At 67.6% G+C, this 8768-nt stretch carries 8 protein-coding genes; 6 read left to right on the top strand and 2 right to left on the bottom strand.

Features of this window, described 5'->3' with window-relative positions; all coding sequences use genetic code 11:
- Positions 1-459 precede the first annotated feature (459 nt).
- The 3 genes from ACFW2E_RS06880 (at position 460) to ACFW2E_RS06870 (ending at position 1962) form a co-directional block, all read left to right on the top strand.
- A complete protein-coding gene (locus tag ACFW2E_RS06880) occupies positions 460-750 on the top strand; it encodes a hypothetical protein (RefSeq protein ID WP_384462507.1) in 291 nt (96 codons plus the stop codon).
- Between the two features lie 127 nt (positions 751-877).
- Positions 878-1378 carry a DUF5949 family protein gene (locus tag ACFW2E_RS06875; RefSeq protein ID WP_384462504.1) on the top strand — a complete coding sequence of 167 codons (501 nt, stop codon included), beginning with the start codon at positions 878-880 and terminating at the stop codon, positions 1376-1378.
- A complete protein-coding gene (locus ACFW2E_RS06870) occupies positions 1378-1962 on the top strand; it encodes a vitamin K epoxide reductase family protein (protein WP_384462501.1) in 585 nt (194 codons plus the stop codon). Before ACFW2E_RS06875 ends, ACFW2E_RS06870 begins: the two co-directional genes overlap by 1 nt.
- A 277-nt stretch (positions 1963-2239) precedes the next feature.
- On the opposite strand, the gene ACFW2E_RS06865 is transcribed toward ACFW2E_RS06870, so the two are convergent.
- Positions 2240-3199 (bottom strand): D-2-hydroxyacid dehydrogenase family protein, encoded by a 960-nt coding sequence (locus ACFW2E_RS06865; protein ID WP_384462499.1) that lies wholly within the window; start codon positions 3197-3199, stop codon positions 2240-2242.
- 729 nt (positions 3200-3928) lie between these two features.
- Between ACFW2E_RS06865 and ACFW2E_RS06860 the strand changes: the two genes are divergently transcribed.
- From ACFW2E_RS06860 to ACFW2E_RS06850, 3 genes are all read left to right on the top strand, one after another.
- On the top strand, positions 3929-5254 hold the full coding sequence (locus ACFW2E_RS06860) for a hypothetical protein (protein WP_384462496.1): 1326 nt from the start codon (positions 3929-3931) through the stop codon (positions 5252-5254).
- Positions 5255-5260: 6 nt separating this feature from the next.
- Positions 5261-5887, top strand: a complete 627-nt coding sequence (locus ACFW2E_RS06855) for a hypothetical protein (protein WP_384462494.1) — start codon at positions 5261-5263, stop codon at positions 5885-5887.
- A gap of 682 nt (positions 5888-6569) precedes the next feature.
- On the top strand, positions 6570-7154 hold the full coding sequence (locus ACFW2E_RS06850) for a hypothetical protein (protein WP_384462492.1): 585 nt from the start codon (positions 6570-6572) through the stop codon (positions 7152-7154).
- 18 nt (positions 7155-7172) lie between these two features.
- On the opposite strand, the gene ACFW2E_RS06845 is transcribed toward ACFW2E_RS06850, so the two are convergent.
- A complete protein-coding gene (locus ACFW2E_RS06845) occupies positions 7173-8372 on the bottom strand; it encodes a hypothetical protein (RefSeq protein ID WP_384462489.1) in 1200 nt (399 codons plus the stop codon).
- Positions 8373-8768 lie beyond the last annotated feature (396 nt).

Below are 8768 nucleotides of genomic sequence, written 5' to 3'. Positions count from 1 at the left end.
CCGGGGGTACGCGCCGGCCGTGCGGGCGCCCGGGAGGCGGACGCCCCGGCGGGTCGGGGGAGGCGGGGCCGCGCTGCCGTCCTGGACCGACGGCATGACCACCGGCCACAAGGCGACCGCCGCCGACCTGCGCACCACGCCCCCGGACCCCGCCTCCGGCCTGTCCGCCGACTGGACCCCCCGCCCCGCGGGCGCCGCGGGCCCCCCCCGCGCGGCGCCCGGCGCGGTGTGTGTGGCCGGGGGGGCGGGGCGCCCCCTCCGCGTTTCCGCGAACGGGGCTGATGCCGTCACTTCCGGTGACGTGAGCCAGGACTGTGGTCGTTCCCGGCGGGAGTGCTGCCGTGCTCCTGCGGGGATTTCGTATGTCTTCCGCGCACGGGGTTTCCACCCCGGCCGGAACTCGTTGGACACGACGTCAGAATCACCTGAGGTGACGAGAGTTGCCGAGGAAGGAACACGATGAAGTCCCTGAAGGCTGCCGCTGTCGTTGCCGGTTCCGTGGCCCTCGTTGGCGCCGCCGCGCCCGCGTTCGCCCACAGCACCGCCGACCTCACGCCCGCCAGCCTCAATGGCGCCGTGAACACGATCACCAAGGGTCCCCTCGACGTGCACGACGTGATGCCCCTGCGGCACCAGTCGGACGCCCTCAACACCGAGAACAAGGGTTCCGTACTCAACACGGTGAAGGGCGTGACGGGTGCCCTCAACCAGCGCAGCCCGCTGCTGGGCGGTCTGCCGCTGCACAGCTGACCCGCCCGCCGGGGTGTTCGAGGGACGTCGAGAGGCGTCCCTCTTTCGTGTGGACGCCCCCAGCGGTATCCGCCGGCCGGGTGATGACGCGCCCGGCCGCTCACCGGCCCGTCGATAAGGTCGCGCGGTGACCTCAATCTCAAGCGAAGCGCGCCCCTTCCGCGGCGCCGAGCTCGGCACCCTCGTCATCCTCCCCTGGAGCGGCGAGACTTCCGACGGAACCGACATGCCGTACCTGCTCGCCTACTCCCTCGGAGACGCGGAGGGCGGCCCGGCGGCGACCGCGGCAGCGGTCGCGCACCTGCTGGAGCTCAACGGCCTGCGGGTCGGCGGAGACGTGGTCGACGGCACCAACAAGCCGAGCCTGCCGGTGACCCTGCTGGTCGAGGCCGGCCAGGCCGTCCTCACCATGCCGCAGCTCAAGGCCCAGTGCGCAGTGCCGCCGCAGTGGCTCACGGCGGTGGCCCAACGCGGCTGTGCCTACCTCGTGTTCACCACCCGTCCATGGCCCGAGGCCCGTCCCGGTACGCCGGTCGAGCCGGAGGCGCTGGCCTCGTTCGCCGGTGCCGAGGAGACCTTGAACGCCGCCGCGCACGTCGTCCTGCCGGCCCGCAGCCTGCGCGGCTGATGCGCCGGACGGCGGGCGCCGGCCGCACGTTCTCGCTGATGCTCGTGCTCACGGGGGCGGCGGGGCTGCTGGCCTCCTGGGCCATCACCATCGACAAGTTCAAACTGCTGGAGAACCCGGCCTTCGTCCCGGGGTGCAGCCTGAACCCGGTGGTGTCCTGCGGCAGTGTGATGAAGAGCGAGCAGGCCTCGGTCTTCGGCTTCCCCAACCCGATGCTGGGCCTGGTTGCCTACGGCATCGTGATCTGTGTAGGCATGAGCCTGCTGGCCGGGGCCGCGTTCCCCGGCTGGTACTGGCTGACCTTCGAGGCCGGGTGCCTCTTCGGCATCGGATTCGTGTCGTGGCTGCAGTTCGAGTCGCTGTACCGGATCAACGCGCTGTGCCTGTGGTGCTGTCTGGCGTGGATCGCCACGATCATCATGTTCTGGTACCTGACGTCCTTCATCGTGGGGAACGGCTTCCTGCCCGCACCGGATCCGCTGAAAGCCTTCCTCGGCGAGTTCACCTGGGTGCTGCCGCTGCTGCACATCGGGGTCGTCGGCATGCTGATCCTGACCCGGTGGTGGGACTTCTGGACGAGCTGACCCATGCTGCCGGGCACGCCCGAGGGACCGCGGTACGTCGGGGGCCGGCTCCGCCCGGAGCGCGCCGTGCCCCGGCGGCGGCCCACCACCGGCCCGCCCGGCGCCGGTCCACGGGCTCCGCTGCCGCGCGTCCTCGGCGACGGCTTCGACCGTGGGGCGTGGACGCCCCCGTCTCCGGCTCAGGACCCTCGCACCCGACGCCTCCCGGACTCCCTCCGAGCGTGCCCGTGATCACGACTTCCGGCGGCCGAGCCCTTTTCAGATGACGCCGCGGAGCTCAGGGCAGCCGTCGTAGGGGTGTTCCCGCCAGATAGGCGCGGATGTCCTCGACCGCCTGTCCGTAGTAGGCGGCGTAGTTGTCCCGCGAGACGTAACCGAGGTGCGGAGTGGCGAGGAGGCGCGGGGCGGTGCGCATCGGATGGCCGGCGGGGAGCGGCTCGATGTCGAACACGTCGACTCCGGCACCGGCGATGCCACCCGAATGGAGCGCGGCCAGCAGGGCGTCCTGGTCGACGATCGCCGCGCGGGACGTGTTGACCAGGTAGGCGGTCGGCTTCATCAGGGCGAGTTCGGCCGGGCCCAGCAGGCCGCGGGTGCGGTCGCCGAGAGCCAGATGGACGGAGACGAAGTCGCTGGTGGCCAGCAGGTCCTCCTTGGAGGGTGCCCGTTCGACACCCACCTCTCCGGCCCGTTCCTCGGTGAGGTTCCGGCTCCAGGCGCTGACGTGCATGCCGAAGGCGAGCCCGACCCGTGCCACTCTGCCGCCGATCTTGCCGAGTCCGAGCAGGCCGAGGCGCCGCCCGTGCAGGTCGGCACCGACGGTGGACTGCCAGGCACCGCCGGAGCGAAGGGAGCTGTTCTCCTCGACGATGCCGCGGGCGAGGCCGAGCAGCAGCGCCCAGGTCAGTTCGGCCGGTGGGGCCGGCGAACTCGTCGTGCCGCACACGGTGACGCCGTGCGCCTCGGCGGCGGCGTAGTCGATGACGCTGTTGCGCATGCCGGAGGCGACGAGCAGTCGCAGCCGGGGCAGCCGAGTGAACAGCGAGCCGGGGAACGGCACGCGTTCCCGGAGGGTGACCACGATGTCGAAATCGGTGAGGGCCGCGGCGAGGGCGTCCTCGTCGGCGATGTGCTCGCGCAGGGAGACGACCTCGACCTCCTTCTCCAGCACCGACCAGTCCGCCGATTCGGCCGCCACCCCCTGGAAGTCGTCCAGCACCGCACAGCGAAGTCGCACGTCGTCTCTACCTCCCGCGGCCGAACCTGCTCCGAACAGTAAAAGCGCCCTGCCGAGGGAGGGCGGAGACTGGGCGCCCCCGGCAGGACTCGAACCTGCGGCCAAGCGCTGGAAGGCGCTTGAGCGGACCCCTGGACGAGTAGGCCTGACCTGGCTGTTTCCGGACGCGGAATCCGCACGATCGGTGACTTCGAGACGCATTCGACCGGCGAGGAAGCGGCCCGCAGGCGCAGCACCGTAAGCAGCGCGTCGTCCACGTCCACCACGCCACACCCTCAGGTCGCACTCGTGGCCGTGAGGCCCGAAGACGCGGTCGGCACCACTGACCCCGGTCAGATGCCCTCGTCACGCGTCGTGGCGGGGCATCGGGTCGGGTTCAAGATGACAGAGTCGCTCACTGGCAGTACCACCTGCCGGAAGACGAACTGCCCTGGGACACGTGGGAGCGGTGGGAGGACAAGGGGTGCCCTACGCCGAGCCGACCACCTGGCTGGCCCGCCACGCCCGCACCCGTCTCCAGGCCCACGGTGCTCCTGACGAACTGCTCCAGCGCATACGCCTGCTGGGCGGATCCGCATTGGCCCGGCTACAGGTACTGAGGTCATCAGGCAGGGGGCCTGTGTTGCCCGTGTGACGTATGCGCACGCAACGCCGCTGTACCTACGGAGTAGTTGTATGGGACAGCCTCGCTGCCGTGGAGTCCATGGCAGCCCTGGAAGGGATACAAGAGTGGCACCTCAGGCAGCACGTCACCGGCGTTCGGCAAAGCGCCGCCTCATCGGCGCAGGCGCCGTGGCGACCGTGGCCGGGATCGCGCTCACCGCGACGCTCGTAGTGAACGCCGACGCCGCGTGGACGTCCGTGTGGAATGTCACCGCGTCCGGCTGGTCCGGCCAGGACGACCCCCAGGTCTCCATCGACCGCTCCGGCGATGCGCTGCTCGCCTGGGCGGCCATGGACAATGCGAACAGCTCCTACTTCCGCGTACAGACCCGGGTGAAGTACGCAAACGGCACCCTGGGTGCGACCCGCACCCTGTCCCCGGACGGCCGCGCCATCAGCTGGGTGCAGGCCGACTCCGATGACACCGGCGACTCGTCGGTGGTGTGGCAGCAGGACAGCACCGTCGTCGGCCGCCGGGTCGCGTCCTCCGGCAGCCTCGTCGGCTCGCTGCAGATGCTCTCCACCCCCGGGTCGCCCGCAACCACGCCCTCGGTCGCCGTGACGCCCGGCGGCAGCTCGATGGTGGCGTGGACGGAGATCCGCGACGGTAGCTGGTACGCGGTGGCCCGTCGGCTGAAGCTCGACGGCACGCTCGGCGCGGTGCACACACTCGGCTCGGGCTCGGCGGAGCCGCCGGCCATCGGCGTGGACCGCAACGGTCAGTTCGTCGTCGCCTGGGTACGCGGCTCCGAGGTGGTGGCCAAGCGGATGACCGCGACCTCGATCTCCGCGGCGAAGGTGCTCACCACGCCGATCGCGGCGTACGGCGGCTTCGGCATGGTTCGGGTCGGCGTGGACCGGGACGGCGACGCGGTGATCAGCTACCGCTCCGGCGGCGGCGACCGCTCGCAGGTCTGGGCCTCGCGCTGGAGCCACACCGGCACGCTGTCGAACCCGCTGCGTATCTCGACATCCACGGAGAACGTGGACTTCCACCACACCCTCGGGACGGACCTGGACGGCGACTCGATGATCGTGTGGGTACGCAACAACGCCGGCAAGCGCGAGCTGTACGGCCGCAAACTCTCCGCCGGCGGCACCCTCGGCGCCATCACGTCGCTGGGCGCCGGCGACCGCCCCGACCTCGCCCTGGACGACGACGGCGACGGCATGCTGGTGTCGCAGACCACCACGGCCATCTCCACGCCGCCGTACAGCGTCACGAAGGCCACCGCCCGGCTGATCAGCCGCTCCGGCACCTTCGGCAGCGTGAAGACGCTCACGACGGACGGCCGCGTGCCACAGGTCGCGGCGCGTCCGACGGCCGTGTTCACGACCACGTGGCAGCAAGAGTCGTATCCGTACACGATCAAGGCGATCACTGGTCCTTGACCTGTCTTGGTCGCAGGCCGGTGGCGGCGCATCCTCCGGACCAACCCCCTGCCCAGAGGCAAGGAGTCGACGGCCGCCACCAAGACCACGAACGCCGTGGACAAGTGGTCCTTGCTCAATCCCGAACAGGCGACGGCGATCCTGGACTGGATCAGGCGCCGGCCGCGCGGAGGTCAGCGGCTCCACGCCTTCTTCGCCACGTTGTACTACTGCGGCCCCCGGCCCGAGGAAGCCGTAGCCATGCGGGTGGAGGACGTGACCCTGCCCGAGCCCGGCGCCGACGACCAGTGGTGCGAGTTGCTGTTCCACACGGCGACCCCGGAGGTCGGGAAGCAGTGGACCGAAACGGGAGAGATCCACGAGCAGCGCGATTTGAAAGGCCGTGCGGAGGGTGAGACGCGCACCGTTCCCGGGCATCCGGCCCTCACGCGCATCCTGCGGCAGCACGTCCAGGACGAACAGCTCCAGCCGGGTGATCTGCTCTTCCAGGGGGAGTTCGGGGGCATCCTCGCCGGCTCTGTCATCCGTCGGGCGTGGCGCAGTGCGCGTAAGGCCGTCCTGCCTCCGCACGTCTTCAAGTCGCCCACCGGGCGTCGTACGTACGACAACCGGAACACGCAGCTGACCAAGTGACTCAACGACGGCATCCCGCCCGCCCAGGTGGCGGAGTGGGCCGGGAACAGCGTCGGCGTGCTGCTGTCCACCTACGCCTGGTGCGTGGAGGGCCAGCTGCCGGACCTCGAGCGGAGGCTTGAAACTGCCGTTGATCCACCCGAGCCGCCGTCGGCCGACTGACCTCTCGGCCGCCGCGAACTTCGACACGTATTCGGCACAGGCACCCGCAAGACCCCGGTGACAGCCGGACGGCCCCGGAGTACTCCCATGATCGACGGGGGAGTGCCCAGGGCCTCGTCGTGTCGTATGAAACCTGCTCTGACCAGCAAAAAGCCCTCCCAAAAGGGAGGGCGGAGACTGGGCGCCCCCGGCAGGACTCGAACCTGCGGCCAAGCGCTTAGAAGGTGCGGGCAGGCCTTGGTGATTCGACCCGATCGGCGTACGCCAGCACCGGGCCGGACCGCTGGAGGTCGCTGCCGTCTGCCGTCGTTGCCGTCAGGATTGCCGTCACCGCGAGCGATGGGGCCGGGAGGACGTCCGCTGCTGTTGGCGCGCGAGCGGTACGTGCGGTGAACCCTCTTCAGGTGGTGTGCGCTCCCTTTGTGCGCTGTTGCCACCTTGTGTGACTCGCCTGGGCGCAGCACGGTTTAGGTGGACGCTGCTCGGTGCCTGCAGGACCACCAGGGAAGGGCGGTACGTTGTGGGTTCAGCCAGTCAGTGGGCACGTGAGACCTTCGGGGACATAGCCGGCGAACTGGCCGATATCATCCCGGCTTGCCTCGTCCGGGCTCATGATCGGGCACGCACCGGGCAGGAGGGCGTCCATACCCAGACGCTCGAAGCCTACGGACATGGCCTCTACGCTGTGCAATACGAGGAACTGGCCGCCGGCATCTCCGGACTCGGGGAACAAGTACGCATGCAAGGACGAACGATGATGCTCGTCCGCGGCCACCTGCTGTATCCCCTCCGCTACGCGAAGAAGGACGTGCCTGTCACGGCTGCACGTCTCCGTCGGGCCACGGGTTTCCGAGCAGAACTGATCCGGCGACACGGCCCGCCTCCTCTGCAGCAGGCATTCGACCTGGATTGGGGAGAACTTGAGGACTCCGAGGTGCACCCAGACCTGGAGCTGCTCCCCGAAGACGTGGGGCTCGTCCTCGTCGCCTACGCCTGCTCCATGGGGGAGGGTGTCATGCGTATTGAGTGGGGTTCCGCGGAACTGCGCCGCGAGGACCGGTACCTGATCTGGCATCGTCACGAGCCGCTGCCCATCGCAGGTTGACCCCGAGCGGTGAGCGAGCTAGCCGCCGACGAGACGCCTAACGCCCTTGCGAACCCTGCTGGCTCTCCGGGCGTGATTATGGAGATCCAGGTAGTCAATCTCGTCAGCGCGTCCGTTTCTTTTGAGGCGAACGAGTGCTCCGCGGGGATCATACTCGGGCAGCTCAATACCGATGCCGTGATACCGGGCAGCCGCTTCTACCCATTCTGCAGCAGGATTGTATGAGTAAACCCTTTGGCGGCGAACCCTTACGATGGGGAGCTTGGGCCCCTCATAGATGTCGATTCTTCCCGACGCGGGAGGCATAGCCGGCATGAACATTAGACACTTCTCCAGCATGCCATTCTGGCGGATCCATCGAGCCTCGCGGAATGTTCCCTCCTTCACCGAAGGGAGCATCACGATTAGATCCGCTTTCTCCGCGAGCCTTATGAACGTATTCCACCAGTTCTTGTCAGAGGTAAGAAGGCGCGCTGCACCCTCGGCTTCTCCAGGCTTTCCCAGCGCCACGAAAAGCCGGTCACGCTTGAAAGCCCTTCGAAATACCAGCTCCATGTCAATATGCTGAGCGGGCTTACCATCGCTAGTTTGCGCGCCCGACGGGAGCTGAGCGGTACTGAAAAAGGGCCGCAGATAGAGCACGTAACTTTGGTGCGTTTCTGATTTCCCCTGAATTATAGATGAGAGTAACTTCTCAGAGTCCTCATCAATTCGATGCTGATGTCGAAGGTTGTCAAACTTCCACAAGTAGACGAAGGCATGCATGATGAAAAAGTGAGAGGCTAAGGCGGCTACTAAGTACCGGCCATCAAAGGGCGCGCCTCGGTGAGACCACCCGATAACACCCCACGGAAGCCCCGCCTTAATAAAAAGGTACGCCGGCACCAGTACGAACGGTGCGAATAGGCGACTGAGCCAGGTGGGCTGATGGTTGATCATTCGATTGATAAGTTCGCAGGCGACCGCCACACCAACGTACCCCAGAACGAGGAGTATGCCGTGCCGCCAGACCAGCCAGCCAAATACAGAGAACGCGGTGGCAGTCAAAATCAGTGTAAATACCGCCAAGATGCAAGAGCAGCTACGCCCAGCCTCCTTGGACCATCCCCCTGCATACAGGTCATCGATACCCGGGTTCACCAGTGCGGCTATCACAAACACGCCTATAAACCCGAGAAATACAAGGACCCCTTCCTTCCAAAGCAGCACCAGGAGCATGCAAACGGCCGCAAGCCATACGAGGCAGCACCCAAGTACCCCAACGGCCACCCCAGAAAAGCATCCGATGGAACCTAAATTACGCCACCTCAAGACAATGCCTCCTAGCTTTGCTCCGCCAATGACGGGGCCCTAAGCTTGATTGCCATGTGACGGTGCACTCTAGCGCACCCGTGAGTGCGAGAGTGCTTTCCTTGCATAATCGATCACTACCGTTCGGTTCAATGTGGCTGAAGTTGTCAGTTGTAACGGTTGCACACGGCAATGCGACTTCGTGAGCTCGCGGTTCGCTGCGCCCATCCAGGTCCGGGCGGTCGCTACAGGCAGCGAGCTCCGAAGTAGCGGGGGCGCCCCCCCCCCGCGCCGCGGGGGGGGGACCCCAAAAACAGCCCGCGC

Source organism: Streptomyces sp. NPDC058964 (assembly GCF_042741275.1).
Taxonomy (GTDB): Bacteria; Actinomycetota; Actinomycetes; order Streptomycetales; family Streptomycetaceae; genus Streptomyces.
Note: the sequence above shows the minus strand (reverse complement) of the source record. Positions and strands in the feature narration are given on the sequence as shown.

Bases quoted from the DNA above. Each gene is read 5' to 3' on its own strand.
- ACFW2E_RS06880 (WP_384462507.1), top strand. From the start codon at position 460: ATGAAGTCCCTGAAGGCTGCCGCTGTCGTTGCCGGTTCCGTGGCCCTC.
- ACFW2E_RS06870 (WP_384462501.1), top strand. From the start codon at position 1,378: ATGCGCCGGACGGCGGGCGCCGGCCGCACGTTCTCGCTGATGCTCGTG.
- ACFW2E_RS06845 (WP_384462489.1), bottom strand. From the start codon at position 8,372: ATGCTCCTGGTGCTGCTTTGGAAGGAAGGGGTCCTTGTATTTCTCGGG.